Annotated in this window: 18 protein-coding genes; 7 read left to right on the forward strand and 11 right to left on the reverse strand. The window is 49.9% G+C overall.

Going from position 1 to position 14,821, the window contains the following annotated elements; all coding sequences use genetic code 11:
• Positions 1 to 422 precede the first annotated feature (422 nt).
• Both KDK14_RS01740 and KDK14_RS01745 read right to left on the reverse strand, forming a co-directional pair.
• Entirely contained in the window at positions 423 to 1,802 is a 1,380-nt protein-coding gene (locus KDK14_RS01740) for a hypothetical protein (protein ID WP_257263294.1), read from the reverse strand.
• A 109-nt stretch (positions 1,803 to 1,911) separates the two neighbouring features.
• The gene (locus KDK14_RS01745; RefSeq protein WP_257263295.1) at positions 1,912 to 2,817 is read right to left on the reverse strand and encodes a PHP domain-containing protein; all 906 of its coding nucleotides are present in this window, start codon (positions 2,815 to 2,817) and stop codon (positions 1,912 to 1,914) included.
• Positions 2,818 to 2,929: 112 nt separating this feature from the next.
• Here KDK14_RS01745 and KDK14_RS01750 point away from each other — a divergent pair, with 112 nt between their 5' ends.
• The 5 genes from KDK14_RS01750 (at position 2,930) to KDK14_RS01770 (ending at position 5,676) form a co-directional block, all read left to right on the forward strand.
• Entirely contained in the window at positions 2,930 to 3,505 is a 576-nt protein-coding gene (locus KDK14_RS01750; protein ID WP_257263296.1) for a septation protein A, read from the forward strand.
• Positions 3,506 to 3,805, forward strand: a complete 300-nt coding sequence (locus tag KDK14_RS01755) for a YciI family protein (protein ID WP_257263297.1) — start codon at positions 3,506 to 3,508, stop codon at positions 3,803 to 3,805.
• A gap of 6 nt (positions 3,806 to 3,811) precedes the next feature.
• Entirely contained in the window at positions 3,812 to 4,495 is a 684-nt protein-coding gene (locus KDK14_RS01760) for a TIGR04211 family SH3 domain-containing protein (RefSeq protein ID WP_257263298.1), read from the forward strand.
• A 172-nt stretch (positions 4,496 to 4,667) separates the two neighbouring features.
• Complete coding sequence (locus KDK14_RS01765) at positions 4,668 to 5,306, forward strand: O-methyltransferase (RefSeq protein WP_257263299.1); 639 nt, start codon at positions 4,668 to 4,670, stop codon at positions 5,304 to 5,306.
• Positions 5,307 to 5,364: 58 nt separating this feature from the next.
• Complete coding sequence (locus tag KDK14_RS01770) at positions 5,365 to 5,676, forward strand: DUF4286 family protein (RefSeq protein ID WP_257263300.1); 312 nt, start codon at positions 5,365 to 5,367, stop codon at positions 5,674 to 5,676.
• A gap of 247 nt (positions 5,677 to 5,923) precedes the next feature.
• On the opposite strand, the gene KDK14_RS01775 is transcribed toward KDK14_RS01770, so the two are convergent.
• The 5 genes from KDK14_RS01775 to KDK14_RS01795 form a co-directional block, all read right to left on the reverse strand.
• Positions 5,924 to 6,226: a hypothetical protein gene (locus KDK14_RS01775; protein ID WP_257263301.1), complete on the reverse strand. Its 303-nt coding sequence runs from the start codon at positions 6,224 to 6,226 to the stop codon at positions 5,924 to 5,926.
• A 98-nt stretch (positions 6,227 to 6,324) separates the two neighbouring features.
• Positions 6,325 to 7,251, reverse strand: a complete 927-nt coding sequence (locus KDK14_RS01780) for a hypothetical protein (RefSeq protein WP_257263302.1) — start codon at positions 7,249 to 7,251, stop codon at positions 6,325 to 6,327.
• Between the two features lie 134 nt (positions 7,252 to 7,385).
• Positions 7,386 to 8,048, reverse strand: coding sequence for a hypothetical protein (locus KDK14_RS01785; RefSeq protein WP_257263303.1), 663 nt, complete (start codon positions 8,046 to 8,048; stop codon positions 7,386 to 7,388).
• A gap of 274 nt (positions 8,049 to 8,322) precedes the next feature.
• Entirely contained in the window at positions 8,323 to 8,706 is a 384-nt protein-coding gene (locus KDK14_RS01790) for a type II toxin-antitoxin system VapC family toxin (RefSeq protein ID WP_257263304.1), read from the reverse strand.
• On the reverse strand, positions 8,693 to 8,968 hold the full coding sequence (locus tag KDK14_RS01795; protein ID WP_257263305.1) for a type II toxin-antitoxin system Phd/YefM family antitoxin: 276 nt from the start codon (positions 8,966 to 8,968) through the stop codon (positions 8,693 to 8,695). Before KDK14_RS01795 ends, KDK14_RS01790 begins: the two co-directional genes overlap by 14 nt.
• 148 nt (positions 8,969 to 9,116) lie before the next feature.
• Between KDK14_RS01795 and KDK14_RS01800 the strand changes: the two genes are divergently transcribed.
• Positions 9,117 to 9,407 carry a helix-turn-helix domain-containing protein gene (locus tag KDK14_RS01800; RefSeq protein ID WP_257263306.1) on the forward strand — a complete coding sequence of 97 codons (291 nt, stop codon included), beginning with the start codon at positions 9,117 to 9,119 and terminating at the stop codon, positions 9,405 to 9,407.
• Positions 9,408 to 9,760: 353 nt separating this feature from the next.
• Here the strand turns inward: KDK14_RS01800 and KDK14_RS01805 are convergent, their stop codons facing one another.
• Both KDK14_RS01805 and KDK14_RS01810 read right to left on the reverse strand, forming a co-directional pair.
• Positions 9,761 to 11,569: an autotransporter outer membrane beta-barrel domain-containing protein gene (locus KDK14_RS01805; protein WP_257263307.1), complete on the reverse strand. Its 1,809-nt coding sequence runs from the start codon at positions 11,567 to 11,569 to the stop codon at positions 9,761 to 9,763.
• A gap of 218 nt (positions 11,570 to 11,787) precedes the next feature.
• Entirely contained in the window at positions 11,788 to 12,051 is a 264-nt protein-coding gene (locus tag KDK14_RS01810; protein ID WP_257263308.1) for a hypothetical protein, read from the reverse strand.
• Here KDK14_RS01810 and KDK14_RS01815 point away from each other — a divergent pair.
• On the forward strand, positions 12,041 to 13,249 hold the full coding sequence (locus KDK14_RS01815) for a Fic family protein (RefSeq protein WP_257263309.1): 1,209 nt from the start codon (positions 12,041 to 12,043) through the stop codon (positions 13,247 to 13,249). The genes KDK14_RS01810 and KDK14_RS01815 overlap by 11 nt on opposite strands.
• Before the next feature lie 193 nt (positions 13,250 to 13,442).
• Here the strand turns inward: KDK14_RS01815 and KDK14_RS01820 are convergent, their stop codons facing one another.
• A complete protein-coding gene (locus tag KDK14_RS01820; protein WP_257263310.1) occupies positions 13,443 to 14,639 on the reverse strand; it encodes a DUF2608 domain-containing protein in 1,197 nt (398 codons plus the stop codon).
• A partial coding sequence (locus KDK14_RS01825) for a hypothetical protein (protein WP_257263311.1) occupies positions 14,612 to 14,821 on the reverse strand: 210 nt, incomplete at its 5' end. The genes KDK14_RS01820 and KDK14_RS01825, both read right to left, overlap by 28 nt.

The raw sequence follows: 14,821 nt of genomic DNA on the forward strand, positions 1-14,821 counted from the left end.
GCAACGCAGGAGCAGTTGCCGCGTAGGGCAGTCTATTCTCGGACAGCCTCCTATGGCCCGGGGTGTGTGGGAATATATTGGCGTGACAAGCAAAACAGTGTGTCGGCCATAACGCACAGTGGTGAAGGTATAGGCTTTCAGCCAATAAAATAGCCTTCAGCCTATAGAGTAATGCCTCAGCGAAAGAGCACAGTGGTGATTGCGCAAAAGCGGTGGCGCATCATAACACTGAGGTCAACAGGATAGAAGTGCCCGTCAGGCGGTCCGAAAAAATACTGAGGTTATCAGGGAATAGACTGTGGTACTTGGGAGTAACCTCCTGTTTTTTTGCCACGGAGGAAAAGATTTTTTCTCCGTGGCAACGTTTTATTTACTGGAAAACATCGGAAATCTGCTCATGGGCAGTCTGCGGTGTCAAGTATTCAGCGCCAACCGTTGTTTGCCGCTGTTGCGTTAAAAAAATCGCTTATACGGTTTAATACTTCGGGGTCCTTATCATGATCGTGGGCTTTAATTCCCTTGGCCGCTAGCAGCAAATTACGCAGTTTATCCACCACCGTCTGAATGTCCTGTTGGCTACTTGCCGATGATTCAAGAACAGGCCGCGGTGCTTCATGGCATTTTTCGCCAATTTCAGGCGCTTCAGGAGTTGCCGGTTGACGGCCAGCGTTAAAAACCTGACGTTGACAATGTTCCATCAATGTCAACAGACACCTCGCATTTCGATCCCGGAAGAGTTCTGACTGGTCAGCGAAGAAATTTTTTGGCGCATAAATACTACGCGTGTCTTTATGCGTTTCACGATAAACCTTATTCATAGAGTAAACCAAAATGTCCTTGGCCAGGGAGTATGCTGGCCGTGTTTTACCTATTATCTCCACGAGTTGCGCAAGATCGATCTTGTATGCCTGGCTGAACTTCTTGAGGCTGGAAGCATATTGTTTCGATATGGTCGTGCCGGGGATATCTTCGTAGCGTAGCCCGGAAAGCTTCAGGTTGACGGTAGCCGGTTGCTTTTGTTTCGGATCATCGGTTAATACTGACTTGTTGAGTTCCTCAAATTTGTAGAGTTTCTCCATGGCGTCCCACCTTTTGCTCTTTTTAATGCCTGAACACAATTGCGAGCGAAACATTCTTATGACCCTGCTCGCCAACACACTTTCATTTTCGGTCGAAGCATTTTCGGTTGAAGCACTCGCCATACCCTCCGGTTTCTCCTTGTTATCCCCGGTGATTGGCACTTGAGACTGGCTCTTGCATAGTTCTTCGAGGAAGTACATGCAGGTTACGATGGTCATTTCACTGAGTTTTTTATAGGCGTTACCACTCACCAGCGTGTCATATGCTTCCGAGACAAACGTCCATAACCTGTCAGCCAACAACTGGAGGTTTTTATTATTGTCGTGCGGCGGCAGACGCTGGCGAATAATTTCATTTAATATTGTCCAGAATGGGCTCAAGTGATATTGGTGGTCCCTGCAAAAGCTCAGGGAAGTTGCCAGAAATTGAAAATTAACGTCGTTGTAGGCCTCGCCAAGAATAAGGAGGCACTCCTGCAGGGATGCCGGAAGTTCGGCGGTTGAGAGTGCACTCAGGCGCTCAGTAATGCCAGTGTCAACTGGAGTATATGCAGGCGGTGGTCCCGGAGGTGCTTCCGGGTCATCCAGCGAATAAACGGGTGGGGCGGGCAGGTTCGAAATACTGACGCCATGGCCTGCAAATGCTGCCTCGTTGGTTGGCAATTGTGGCGCGGGAGGTGCAACAGCTTTTTGAGCGCCAGCCAGGTTGTTGATGTAATCCATGATGATCACCTTTGTGGTCTAATAGCTGTTAGACCACAGCACCACCAATTGGTTCCAGCTTTTCGGGAAGCGGTCGGCGGGTAGGGTCTGAAGAAATGTCGAAGTTATTTCAGGACAGCTCCCAAGAATTCCAGGTAGTCCAGACCGGTGTCAGGTTTTCAGGAAGAGTAGAAGGCAGTCGACCAATATCAACCCATGGGTAGTCCGGGTTGTGAAAATCGCTGCCTTGAGATGCCATCAGGTTAAACTCCCGACAATAGCGTGCCATTTGCTCCACCTGGCTGCGTGGGTGGTTCGATCCCTGCACCTCCAGGGCATGCCCGCCTGCCAGGGTGAAGTCTTTGATCAGAGCCCTGAGTCTGGTGGCGGTCAGCCGGTATTTTCCGGGGTGGGCAAGCACGGCAATGCCTCCCAGTGCCCGGATCCGGGCAACGCCCTGGCTCATTTTTGGCCAGAAGGCTTTAAGGTTGCCAATCTTGTTGTTACCAAGGTACTGGCGAAACGCCGCATCCATATCATGGCATCGCGCTTCACTGATCAGCCAGCGGGCAAAGTGGGGCCGCCCAAGCTGCACGTCGTCCGGTTGCAGCGGAAAGCCATAACGGCTGCTTCGCTGTTGTGCAACCGCGCCCTCAAGGACTTTCTGGAAAATCTGCCCGGCATTCCAGTCTGGCAAACGGCTGGCCAGTCGTTCGGCAATATGATGTGAGCGTTTTCTGCGGCACTCGCCCTGGGCTTTGACCACCATCTCCAGGTCGCTGTGATCCAGGGAGAAATTCAAACCGACAATATGAATTTCAGCACCGGCCCAGGCGGTAGAGAGTTCAATGCCGGTGATTAACCGCATATCACCTGCGGGGGCGAAGTCTCGCAGGAAGTAGTGGGCAGCAACGGTGTCATGGTCGGTAATGGCCAGCGTATGAACCTGTCGTTCCTGAGCCCGGTGGCAGAGTTCAACCGGGTCAAGCGTTCCATCGGAAGCGGTGGTGTGGCTGTGTAGGTCAATGGCAAGCAAAATTGTCTGTTACCCGGAAATTCAATTAGTTTATCATGTAGTTTGACTGTTATTGCCTGCAGACTCAAACTCACGGATCGTAATTCATCAAAGGCACCCTGATCGGCCAACTATGAAACAACTAATTGACTTTATTCCCCTGATTCTGTTCTTTGTCGTCTATAAAATGGACCCGAGAGTGGTCAGTCTGGGGGCACATGACTTTGCCCTGGGTGGACCGTTCAGTGCCACCCTGGTGTTGATGGTGGCCTCCATTGTGGTGTATGGCAGCCTGTACCTGAAAAACCGCAAGCTTGAGAAAAGCCATGTGGTCACGCTGGCGGCGGTGGTGCTGTTTGGCGGTATGACCCTGGCTTTTCATGATGAAGCGTTTTTGAAGTGGAAAACCCCCATCGTCAACTGGATCTTTGCGGTGGCGTTTCTGGGCAGTCAGTTTATTGGTGAAAAGACCCTGCTGGAACGGATGATGGGGCACGCCCTCACCCTGCCGGACAACATCTGGCTCAAGATGAACATCAGCTGGGTTCTGTTTTTTGTTTTTCTTGGGGCGGCTAACCTTTTTGTGGCATTTACCTTCCACGATATCTGGGTGGACTTTAAAGTGTTCGGCAGCCTGATTCTGACCTTCCTGTTTGTGGTCGGTCAGTTTCTGGTGATTTCAAAACATATTCAGACTGAGGAGAAATAAATGCTCTACGCTATTTTCAGTGAAGACGTCGATAATAGCCTGCCACTGCGCATGAAGGCACGCTCTTTGCACCTGGAGCGGCTGCAGCAATTAAAGGATGAAGGGCGGCTGGTGCTGGCTGGCCCCTGTCCTGCCATAGACAGCAATGATCCGGGGGAGGCCGGATTTACCGGGAGTCTGGTGGTTGCCGAATTTGCCAGTTTAACCGAAGCCCGGGCCTGGGCCGATGCAGATCCTTACATAGAGGCTGGCGTTTATCGACAGGTCATTGTCAAACCATTTAAAAAAGTTCTGCCGTAATTTGAGATGCTGATACCTGTGAAAATGCAAAAACATTGGCTGGTTGTTCTGTTCAGTTTGCTATGGATCGGGCAGGTCTGTGCCGAGACACGATATATCACGGATACTACCTATGTGCCCATGCGCAGTGGGCCCAGTAATGAATACCGGATTCTTCATCGTGGCTTGAAGACTGGCACTGCGCTGGTACTGCTGGAAGAAGATTCTGGCAATGGCTTCAGTAAAGTGAAGCACGGTGATCAGGAAGGTTATGTACCGGCACAATATCTGATGATAAACCCACCGGCTTTTCGCCAGTTACCCGCTGCCCTGGACCGGGCCAGTAAAATTGCGGCAGATAACAAGGCGCTGGAACAACGCCTGATTGAACGGGATGGTCAGCTGCAAGAGGTCACCGCCGAACTTGGCAAGGCTGATGATAAACTGGATCGCCAGCAGGTGGAGCTGAAACGACTTCAGGAAATTTCTGCTGAGCCCCTGGCGATCGATCGCCGTAACCAGCAATTGGTTGAAGAAAACGAACGGCTGAAAAACCAGCTGCAGGTACTACAGGCGGAATACAGCCAGCTGGACAGAGATAATAAGCTACGATGGTTTCTTATTGGTGGTGGAACGATATTACTAGGTATTCTGCTAGGCCTGTTCCTGCCGATGTTGAAGATTCGCAAGAAAGAGAGTGCCTGGGTGTAAACGCCATTGTTTTGGGTTGTCGCAAAAGGCCCTGAAAAGAAGGGGAACCACAAAGGCACAAAGTCACAAAGAAAAGCTTTTCTTTTTTCTTTTTTCTTTTTTCTTTTTTCTTTTTTCTTTGTGCCTCTGTGCCTTTGTGGTTCAAGGCTTTTTCATCATAAAGGTATCCTGCATGGATTGGGTGGTTGATCCAGCCATTGAAAACTATTGTCAGGCGATGACGTCCGGTGAGTCGCGGCTTCTGGCAGAGCTGGCTCAGGCCACGGTGGCCAGAACCCGTTACCCCGTTAACCTCTCCGGTCGGCTGGTGGGGCAGACCCTGAAAATGCTGGTGAAGATCAGTCGCAGTCAAACCGTGCTGGAAATCGGTATGTTTACCGGCTACGCCGCGCTGTCCATGGCAGAGGGTTTACCCGATGATGGCGTGGTGTATGCCTGTGAGACGAATCCACGGTCCATTGCCATTGGCCAGGAGTTTTTTGACCGGTCTCCCCATGGCCATAAAATCAACGTGCTCTTTGGCAGGGCGCTGGATACCATCCCGACATTGGCAGCAAAGACCCTGGATCTGGTGTTTATTGATGCAGATAAGAAAAAGTACCGGGATTATCTCGAGCTGGTACTGCCCATGATCAGCCCCAATGGCCTGGTGGTGATTGACGATGCGCTCTGGAAAGGGAAGGTGCTTGCCCCTCAGGAAGAGAGGGAACGGGTGATAGCCGATCTGAACCGTTACATTTACCAGCATCCAAACCTGGAGAGTGTGCTGCTGCCCATTCGGCATGGTTTAAATATTGTGCAAAAAGTCTGATTTTTTTCATTCACCCACTACTATTTATTTTGCAAAACAATTATTCAGGGGGGAGAGTATGATTATCTATGAAGTCAACTGTCTGGTGGATAGTGATATTGTGAATGAGTTCAGGGCCTGGCTAAAACCGCACATTGAGGCTGTGCTGAAGGCTGAAGGATTTCACAGTGCCGAAATCCTTAGCCTGATGGCGGATGACCAGCTGACCGCAAGGCCCTATTCAACCGGTTTTTCCATTCGCTATCGAGTATCTGGTCAAAGTGCCCTGGACCATTACCTGACACACCTTGCGCCTGAACTCCGCCGGGAGGGTGTTGACAGATTTGGTGATCAGTTCACGGCTTATCGTCGTGTATTAAAAGAAGACTGATCAATGATCCCGGGGTAGACATTAAGCGCTTACTCCCCGCTTGGGGTGGTTAAAGATGGAACTACGAATGACACAAAGAAAGGATTTTCTTTAACTTCCTGCTCTTTGCCGTGAAAATATTTTGCTCAACCATTTTTCATTCCTGAGGGTGGCGCAAAATATTTTCACGCGCTATGGGCATTTGTGGTTCCATTCGAAAGCCATTGAAAATGGGGGTAAGTTTAATGATCACCCAACTGGGAATCCATCAGGCGTCTAAACGAATATAACTTTTCAAATTATTCAAGTGCGTCACTTTTTCTGACTCTGAAATATGGGACATTAACTGATCAAAATGATACTTGCTAAAGGAGTTTTTCACTTTTGATTCAGGAAGATTGTTTATCAGGTAATCTATAGAGGGGGTGAATAGCTTGACTTCACGGATGGTGCCATCTTTGAAGTGCATTTTGCAGTAATGCTGGCAGGGTATCGTCAGATGACATGTATCACCAATTTCAAACTGGCTAATATCTTTTAAGGATGGAATATTAGCTGCAACGCTTAGCATTTTTAATTACCTGATTGTAAGATTTTTAGATTAGTCCATTAGCAATTTCCTTGAGTCTTTAGTCTAGTTTGAACACCAAAAATTACCAACTCTGAAACTCATGTTGTCTGATTGTCAGTCAGGTAACCGGTAAGCGAAGTGGCGAATAATTCTGCTTCTTTTGCCTTCGCTGCCAACTCCCCTTGTTGCCTTGCTTCTTCTTCACTGAAGCCTTTTCTTCTGGCGGAGGTATAAGTGTTTGACTTGGCGTTTCTTATCTTTTTTTTCAGCCTGTCTCTGTCAGATCCGGTGTACGAGTCTTTGGCCAATTTCAATTTCAATTTCAATGTGTCCGACTTACTACGAGCGTTTGAGTTGGCGTTTCTTCTGTTTTTATGAGTACCCATCTTAATCTTCATTCTCTTCAATCTCGCCCAGGCTCGTCTGGTCGCCTTTCCTCTCTCAGACTGTTCGTAAGCCCGTTTGGACGCCTTCCGTCTCTCAGACTGTTCGTAATTTGGTTTGGCAGCCATCACTTTCCCGGACAGAGGTTGACCAAAGCCATAGAATTCACGTGATGCAGACTCCATGGTTTGCATTGTCAGTTGCGCTTGTCTGTCTTTATTCAGCGGACCCGCCTGAGCAACTGGAAGTGATAATGGCTGAGCAAAACTGGCTGATGAAATTCCCGGGGGGAATGCCAGTGGTTGAGAGTTTGTGAATGCAAATTCTCCACCAACCGGTCCACTGGCAAATTTATCGGAGAAAATTTCATTAATGCTGGCCAGTGAAAATTCAGGGCGCGTTAATTCATTGTTAAGGGGCAGGAAATGAGAAATTGAATAATCATCCAGTGACCTGGAGGGTATGCCCGGATTTGCTGCTCTGATATATCTTTCATAGCGTGAATCAGGTATGCAGGCAGAACAGGCAACCGTGTTTTTTTGTGAACCGAAAACCACCGTTTCTTTTAACGGTGATTCCGGATAACCCGGTGGAAAGGCATTAACAGATGCAAGACATGGGTTTGCGTTAAATCCGTTCATTGAACCATTGCTTTGCTGAATTACCGCCTGAGACCACTCTTTCTCATGGCAGTTCCTCAACAGCCGCAGGGCGCGGCTCCTGTGGGCGAGCAGAACCGGTGAAATTCTGCTCATTGCTGAAGGTAGATGATTGTTTAGTCAATCTCCTGGCCACGATTCACGATATCGGTGGTTTTGCCCATGATTTTACGTCCAAGGACAATAGCCGGTCGGTACGGATGCAGTGCAGCGGTGATACCTGAAGGGTTATAGTCATCTTCAGGGCGTATCCGCTCACTTGAGTGGGGAGTATTGCCAGCACAGCAGTAATGGGGACTGTGTAGCCACAGGTGTCCATGACAAACACCTGAACTGCCACCGCTACTGCCACCTCCCTCGGCACCTGCCATAATTGCCAGGGTCGTTACTGCAACAACGACAGCACTGGTGAAGATGATTTCAGCCCCATGTTTTGGCAGTTTGTAGTAAGCGTTGGAAATAAAATTGAAGGTTTCCCGGGCGGCTGTAACGGTATAGTCACTCAGCTTTTTATGTGGTCTTCCCTGGGCAGCATCGTTGGCGATGTCGACCATACCAAAGATAGTGCCCCCGACGGCAGCCAGCCCGCTGGTAGCCAGGGTGGTAACGTAATACGCCGCAAAAACACCGCCATTGACCGCCGTTGAGGCAAGGCGAAAGGGCATGGCAATCGCCTTGCCAGTAGCGCTACAGACACTTGAAAACAAGGAGCGTTGGCGCTTGTGGGCCGAAGAAGCAAATGCAGTACTGGCGGAAAACTGGTTTATTGAATTGCTCATAATTCAACCTCCTTGTTGAAATAAAGCTTCAGATAACAGTTATTGATGACCTGTAGCTTACCAATGCCTGTGACTCGATTGACTGACAAGGTTGTCAGGTTCAATAACATTCGGCCCGATGCCTGGCAAACAAAAAAGGCTTCCTTTGTGTCTTTGTGCCTTTGTGGTTCAAAGCTTTTAAAGAAGAGAACCACAAAGGCACAAAGACACAAAGTTTTTGGGCTTGGCCGGGCTACGACATGCAGAAGATGGAGGGGGGCGCAAGGGTTCTGGCTCAACAGCGGGCACTGAACGCCTGGGGCAAATGCTCAATGATACGCTGGTCACGGGTAATCAACGGGCAATCGCAAAAAATGGCATCAGCGGCAATCAGCCGGTCAAAAACGTCCCGCGTCCAGTGAATAACCAAAGCCGACTGTACCAGGCCTGCGGTGGGCGTTTTTGAACAAACCATGCCCACATCACCATACAAGTCAGCCACTATCTCGGCAGGGGTATAGGCAATCCGGCCAATCTCATGCAAATACTGAAGCTCCAGCCTGGCCAGTTCCGGCAAAACAATATCATGATATTCAAGCTGCTCCTGAGCCAATGGCGAAACCTTGCCCAAATCACCACTGTGCAGAAAGACCGCAATGTGCGTATCAATCAAAACCATGATCTGGCTCCCACTGATGGGTGATCGCTTTCTCAAGACCATCTGGCTTATTAGGTGGTAGCAATGTATCGCGGACCTTAAGATTACCAAGCTTTGATGAAGCTCTGGCCACAACATCCAGTTTTAACAGAGTCCCCCCCCGTGCAATGGTTAATGGCTTACCACTGGCGATCACTTGATCGACAAGCTGATAGATATTCTTGCGAAGCTGAGTCAGGGTTACGCTCTGGCTAGTCTGTTCTGGTTCCTGCTGCGTAGACATAACACAAAATCCTGAGGGTGTGTACGCTCGTAAATATAGAGCGTACATATCGTGAGCGCAAGATTTTGCATGTTTTCCGGAAAAAAAACTCAAAAGACGCCAAAAAGAGAGTTAGAGCTTGGCTACCAGCGAATGAGGGAGGTACAGCATGGCAAACTCAAGTTATAAAGCGTTTCGGGATAAAATGCTTGAACGTGATGATGTCCAAACCGCCATGGCCAAAAAGGCAGAGTTCTTCGCGCTTCGCCGCGAACTGATTCGCATGCGGCAGGAGGCCGGGATGACCCAGGAAGAAATTGCCCGGGTAATAGGCACCCGGAAATCCAGCATCTGCCGTCTTGAAAGTGCCAACAGCAAAACCTTGCCCAGTCTGGGCATGTTGAAAAAATACGCCGAAGCGACCGGGCACAAACTGAACATCACCTTCTCACCCGCCTGAAACTATAGCCAGCAGAATAAATGACCGGCTGGTGTCAAGAATCAAGCCTTGACCCCGGTTTTCATTTGCCCGTTTCCAGGATGGTGTTTTGTATTCAGGACTGGCATAAAGGCAGCTGTTCCGTACAATCCCCAAAATGATAGCGGAGTAAAGTCATCGGTTTTCTGCTATGTAATATCCGGGTTAATGTCTATCCAAACATGGCTACCTGATCGCCAAAAAAAACCTCCCGCAAGGGGAGGCAACTCTGTACACACTCTATAACAACTACACACACGGAACTAACTTTCTAACAACGCTACCCAAAACCCCGAACCAAGTATGCTCTTGCGGGCAGCGGGCAGCGGGCAGCGCTAAAAATCATACCGCAACCGCGCAATAAACCCATCGGACTTGAAGTTATCCATCCAGTCATGGCTGTAGTTAAACGACAGAAGCATATTATCCTGCAGGTCCACATCCACCGAGGCGGCAAACTGGAAGCGGGATGTATCACGTTTGGCACCCTGCACCACAAAGCTGCTGCCACCGGCGGCGTAGTGGGCGGTCATGGTGACCGGGTCGTCTTTAAAGTCGTGGAAGGCCATCAGTTTGAAGGCCGGGCGGAAGGCCAGGTCGGCACTCTCGATATCGCCCATCAGCCGCACACCGGCGCCCAGTTCCATAATAGTGTAATCGTCGTTTTTCACACTATCGAAGGTGAGGAAGCTTGACGCCGAAGAGGCAGACTCGCTGTAGTCGTCGGTGGTGATGCGGTAGTAATTAAAGGCCACCAAAGGTTGCCAGCTCCACTCTTCACTGGCGGGCAGGGTGATGCCGCCGCTCAGGCCGAAACCCCAGCTCTTGCTGTCGTAGCTGTAAGACGTTCCGAGATTACGGTTGCCTTTGTTATCCGCGGAGGCATAGCTGATCAGGCCATCCATAAACATATCATCCATGGCATAGGAGCCGAACAGGGTGAAGATATGGTTCTTGCTGTCCATGTTGCTGCCGGAACCGGCCCCTTCACCGCTGATATCCGACTTGGCGTAGGTGTAGGCCACCCCGGCATCAAACATCGGGTCCAGCTCCCAGTCGGCCCCCAGGGTAAAGCCATTGGTTTTGTCCTTGTAGCCTGAGACGCCGTCTTTCTCATCCTGTTTGGCGTTGTTGTAGGCGTATTGAATCCAGACACCCCCGGACTCCACCATATCGCCGGTGTTCAGGCCGGTGCGGCGGTTGGTATTGCGGTTATCTATGGCTTTACTGGCCAACTGTTGGGCATCGCGGGTGGCGGTAATGTTGCTGCCGGTATCGTTGGGGGTCAGCTGTTTGGCCAGCTGGGCGGCACTGGCCGGGGTGGTGGCCCGCTGGACCACAAATGTATTGAGCGGGTCACCAGTGGTCCGGGTGCGGGACCGGGCAGCGGCGGCCTCGGCTGAATTTTTCGGGGCAACGGCAACATCCACCGCCCGAACCGCAGAAGTTGGGGCACCACCGGCAGACGCCATATCGCAGATGTAGGTTTGCATGGGTTGGGCAGCAATAGTCATCAGTTTCTTATCGCTGGACTTCGCATCACTGGAAGTCAGGGTGGCATAAAAGTGGTTGTACTGGGCCGAGTCAGTGCCAGGGAAAGTATCAACAATCGTGACCGGTCGATTGATGTCTTGTTCAGTGGCCTTCATCAATACCTGACCCTCTGTGGTATTGGTGCTGTCAAATTCCAGGGTGGCGTCAGGGCCGATGGTAATGGTGTCGGCGGTGACCAGCGGGGGTGTCGCACTTGTCCGGGAGAAAGTAGCCGACGTTAAATCAACCGCAATGGTACCGTCTTGTTGGTAGCCGCCGCTCACAACATTCAGCTGTCTGTTGATGATCAGCTTACCGCCGGGCGCGATGTTCATGACCGGCGACGGTGTGTCAGCAGCTGTTCTGTAGCTGGCCTTTTGGCCCTGAACAACCATTGTTGTTGCTGCGCCAGTACTCAGGCTGGTCAGTTGACCTTGATTTCCAGCATTGTCCTGAGACGCTACAGAAGAAACTGCTGGTTTAACACCAACAGAAGGTGCAACATCCAACTCCTCAGCACACAAACCACCACTGCCACTCCACCCGGCCAGCACAGAGCTGATACCCAGAACCAGGGCTTTCTTTCTCAATATAACTACTGAACGACTCATTACATATACCTTGAACGACATTAAATGTCTGAAGATGGTTGTAGATGCTTTGAAGAGTGTTGAAGCCAACAGGAAATAAAAGTCAAATAAACTCTAAAAAAAACGACGGATATCCAGTTAATAACAAAGAACAGAATAACTGCATATTAAGTTAGTCCAGGAATCACCGAATTTAAATATCGTTTATTTGTTAAAAAAACTGAATTAAGACAATTTTTTTATACCATGCCCTGACAGGACTGCCGAGCAGCCGTTGCCAGCGGTGGCGATAAGAAGGTATCACCCACAGGGAAGGCGCTGACGTTATCGCCTGCCAGGCTGGCAGTCAGCTGCTGAATAAGGGCGCGGGTCGTCGGGCAACTGGCGGCAACATCTTCCCGAGCTGAATAAAATGATGCAGTTGTTCCGGAACAATTCCTTATAATGTATTGCCCGCTTGTTTTCTGTGTATAGAAGGATTGAGTAGCAATAATGATCAGCATCACGCCCTACATTACCAACGACCGGTTGTCCGGCGATTATCAGGTAAAGCTGATGAACCTGCTGCAGGAAGATGCAGCCCTGAACGCCTCGATCCCCTCCGCTATCAGAAGCTCCCTCGATTGGCTGCTGAGGATGGTCAACAGTTATTACAGCAACAAAATAGAAGGCAACTCAACGCATCCAAAAGACCTTCTGCAGGCTCAGAAGTATCAAAACGAGTACGCTACCGCAAAGCTGGCAAAGGACATCATTGAAATACTGGCCCACCAGGAAGCGCAGTTCAAGCTGGCCGCTTATGCCACAGACTCTGATCAAATATGGTCTGAGGCTTTTTTTAAAGGGATTCACAAGATGTTCTATAGCGGTGTCCCGGATGACATGCTTCTGGTTAAAGATGTCCATGGGCAGGTATTTCTCAAAGAGGATGGTACGCCCCTTAAACTGATTCCCGGGCAGTACAGAGACAGGGACGTAAAGGTCGGCAGGCACATCCCGCCAAAGGCGGAAGATATCTCTGGCTATATGTCCTGGATTATCCGGGCCTACCACCCCGAGACGTTGTTTGCCACTCAGTCCGTACTGGCAGCTATTGCTATGCATCACCGGCTGGCGTGGGTCCATCCATTTATCGATGGCAATGGCAGAGCTATAAGGCTGCTGACTGATTGCTATATGAAAAAACTGACTGGCCTCAGCGGCTATGGCTTATGGTCAGTGACACGGGGATTTGCACTGCAGACTAAAGAATACTATAAAGCGCTGGCTGAAGCGGACAAACCCAGGCAAGGCAGCACCGATGGCAGAGGGCAGCTGTCTGATAAAGGCCTGATGTGTTTCACGGAATATTTCATCGATACAGCACTGGACCAGATCAGGTTTTTTGCTGGCCTCTACGATGCCCAAAAGCTCAATAGCCGGATTGACTACTACTTTGCCATGAGGGAGCGAAACGCATTGCCAGAAGATGCCGCACCAATAAGGCCAGAAGCCCGGGATATCTATAAGCTACTGCTGAAAAGCGGGCCGATGCCCAGATCGGCTATATGCAAGCAGATTGGTAAAGGCGAGCAAACACTCAGGCCTGTCTTGAAGCAGATGCATGAAGAAGGATTTATTAGCATTAAGCCCAAGTGTGATATCAAGTTAAAACTGTCGCCCATGTCTGTGAATATGCTTTTTCCATCCTTGCTGGTATAGGCAGACCCGGGGCTTTCTTGTCTCGACAAATCTTGTGGTCCGCAAGTAGCCAGGTGGCGTTAAAATCCATACCACCGCCTTCGAGGTTGTCGCAAAAGGCCCTGAAAAGAAGGGGAACCACAAAGGCACAAAGACACAAAGGAAAAGAAAAAAGCTCTTCTTTGTGCCTTTGTGCCTTTGTGGTTCAAGGCTTTTATGGGCGGCTATCGCTTTGCATCATTTTCTGTTGACGTTTAAATTCCTCCACCGATACCCCCAAAACATTGGCACAGACCCTGTCTCGATGCTCTTCTGCTCCTGTGTAGAGGAAAGTAGTGCAATGGATTTGCAACTTTGCACAGGTTGCTTCCACATCATCTAACATCACATCCATGTCATCAACGAAACAAACCTGTTCCGGGCGATCAGCCATTTGCCGGATGTATTGCTGCATTACCGTGCCTTTTGTAGCCTTTTTGTCGGCACCGCTTTCGATTTTGTCGTTAACGCTTTCGATACTGTCAAACAGCTGCTCACTGATACCGGTTTTTTGCAGCTTTTCTCTGGTTGCTTTTGCCGTGGCCTGGGTCAGCACTATAATTTGTGCGTCGGGTGCCTTTTCTTTCAGGCGTTTGAGGGTTGCCGCAGTGTCCTTTTCAACAGCAACCACGATTGCCTCTCCATTAATAACGTCCCGGGCAACGAGGGTATCGTCTGCATCAAAAATTACCAGTGGGTGATATCCCGGAGTCACATAGTCAATAACGGCGCCAATACTTTTTACGTCCTTTTTCTGCGGTTGGGGAGGCAACGGTGGGCGGCAACTCGATGTGGGCTGCGGTAGTGATTGCACCGCCGTTGCGTTACCGTGCGCATCCACCCCGGCCCATTGCGTATACTGTTTCTCAATTGCCGCAAAGTTGGCCAACGGCCTGATATCTTTGGACGCTGTGAAGCCATTAAGGTCGTCGGGACGGTAGCAAGTGCTTTCATCCAATGTGGTGATCGCCCGGTCCTCCAGATTAAAAAAAACGCCTTTTTCTTCAACCATTGCTTTTAATAGCTGGCATTGGGTTTGTGTTAGCAGGGCTGAATCAGGGGTGGTGGAACCGGAGCAGCGTGCAGGGAGTGATGCTCCGGCTATTTGGGGGTTTGATTCCATGATCTTTCTTTGGGCAAGCGTTTTAAAAACCGGCGGAAGCAGGTCATAAAAATTCTGTGCCTTGTCTATGAAAGATTGGTCCCGGATAACACTGAACTCTCCGTTATGAATGCAAAGGACTGAACCCTCGGAATCGGTCAGGTAGGGTCGCCCACCGGAGTTGCGGCACTGATATTCTCCCGAATCAAGTTTGTCTCTGAGTTGTGGACGCACGCTGTCAATCAGTACGCTATTAAGCAGATTATCCATTGGAATCCCCCGTTTGATTTATAGTGGCTGGCAAAGATCTCACGGTAACTGGCTGTGTAACACCTGTCACTGACCTTATGGTTAGTCGTACTGGCAATGTCAGGAATTGGTCCGGAATCACTTCTTGGGAGCTGTCCTGAAATAACTTCGACATTTCTGCAGACGCTACCCGCTACCCGCCG

This window comes from Endozoicomonas sp. ONNA2 (assembly GCF_024606365.1).
Lineage (GTDB): Bacteria > Pseudomonadota > Gammaproteobacteria > Pseudomonadales > Endozoicomonadaceae > Endozoicomonas.

Coding starts and splice junctions, on each gene's coding strand:
- KDK14_RS01740 (WP_257263294.1), bottom strand. CDS start 1,802: ATGGATTACATCAACAACCTGGCTGGCGCTCAAAAAGCTGTTGCACCT.
- KDK14_RS01750 (WP_257263296.1), top strand. CDS start 2,930: ATGAAACAACTAATTGACTTTATTCCCCTGATTCTGTTCTTTGTCGTC.
- KDK14_RS01755 (WP_257263297.1), top strand. CDS start 3,506: ATGCTCTACGCTATTTTCAGTGAAGACGTCGATAATAGCCTGCCACTG.
- KDK14_RS01760 (WP_257263298.1), top strand. CDS start 3,812: ATGCTGATACCTGTGAAAATGCAAAAACATTGGCTGGTTGTTCTGTTC.
- KDK14_RS01765 (WP_257263299.1), top strand. CDS start 4,668: ATGGATTGGGTGGTTGATCCAGCCATTGAAAACTATTGTCAGGCGATG.
- KDK14_RS01770 (WP_257263300.1), top strand. CDS start 5,365: ATGATTATCTATGAAGTCAACTGTCTGGTGGATAGTGATATTGTGAAT.
- KDK14_RS01775 (WP_257263301.1), bottom strand. CDS start 6,226: ATGCTAAGCGTTGCAGCTAATATTCCATCCTTAAAAGATATTAGCCAG.
- KDK14_RS01780 (WP_257263302.1), bottom strand. CDS start 7,251: ATGAACGGATTTAACGCAAACCCATGTCTTGCATCTGTTAATGCCTTT.
- KDK14_RS01785 (WP_257263303.1), bottom strand. CDS start 8,048: ATGAGCAATTCAATAAACCAGTTTTCCGCCAGTACTGCATTTGCTTCT.
- KDK14_RS01790 (WP_257263304.1), bottom strand. CDS start 8,706: ATGGTTTTGATTGATACGCACATTGCGGTCTTTCTGCACAGTGGTGAT.
- KDK14_RS01795 (WP_257263305.1), bottom strand. CDS start 8,968: ATGTCTACGCAGCAGGAACCAGAACAGACTAGCCAGAGCGTAACCCTG.
- KDK14_RS01800 (WP_257263306.1), top strand. CDS start 9,117: ATGGCAAACTCAAGTTATAAAGCGTTTCGGGATAAAATGCTTGAACGT.
- KDK14_RS01805 (WP_257263307.1), bottom strand. CDS start 11,569: ATGAGTCGTTCAGTAGTTATATTGAGAAAGAAAGCCCTGGTTCTGGGT.
- KDK14_RS01815 (WP_257263309.1), top strand. CDS start 12,041: ATGATCAGCATCACGCCCTACATTACCAACGACCGGTTGTCCGGCGAT.
- KDK14_RS01810 (WP_257263308.1), bottom strand. CDS start 12,051: ATGCTGATCATTATTGCTACTCAATCCTTCTATACACAGAAAACAAGC.
- KDK14_RS01820 (WP_257263310.1), bottom strand. CDS start 14,639: ATGGATAATCTGCTTAATAGCGTACTGATTGACAGCGTGCGTCCACAA.